We start from the raw sequence: 459 nt of genomic DNA, 5'->3' as shown, positions 1-459 counted from the left end.
GCGGCTTTACCGGACAGGCGATCTTGCGCGCTATCTGGCGGACGGCACGATCGAGTATCTCGGACGCATCGATACGCAGGTCAAGCTGCGCGGGTTCCGTATCGAACTCGGCGAGATCGAGAGCGTGCTGCAGGGGCATGACGGCGTCAGCCAGGCGGTGGTGATTGCGCGCCAGGACAATGGCGGCGACAAGCGGCTYGTTGCCTATGTGGTAGGCCGCGAGGAAGCGCCGGATGTCGGATTGCTGCGCGATCTGCTGAAGCGCAAGCTTCCCGATTATATGRTGCCGTCGGCCTTCGTGGYGCTCGACGCCCTGCCGCTCACGCCCAATGGCAAGGTTGACCGCAAGGCCCTGCCGGCGCCCGATGGCGGCGGCTACAGGTCGCAGGACTATGTCGCCCCGCGCACGCCGACCGAACAGGCGCTTGCCCGCATCTGGTGCGACGTGCTCGGCCTCGA

1 protein-coding gene is annotated in these 459 nt (G+C 66.2%); it reads left to right on the top strand.

The window, feature by feature from the left end; translation table 11 throughout:
• Positions 1 to 459 (top strand): AMP-binding enzyme (locus AC1DNW_RS35475; protein WP_477855831.1); only part of this gene is annotated, 459 nt, incomplete at both ends.

This window comes from Rhizobium sp. 05L429, from assembly GCF_056397645.1.
This window is presented reverse-complemented; position numbering and strand designations above follow the sequence as displayed.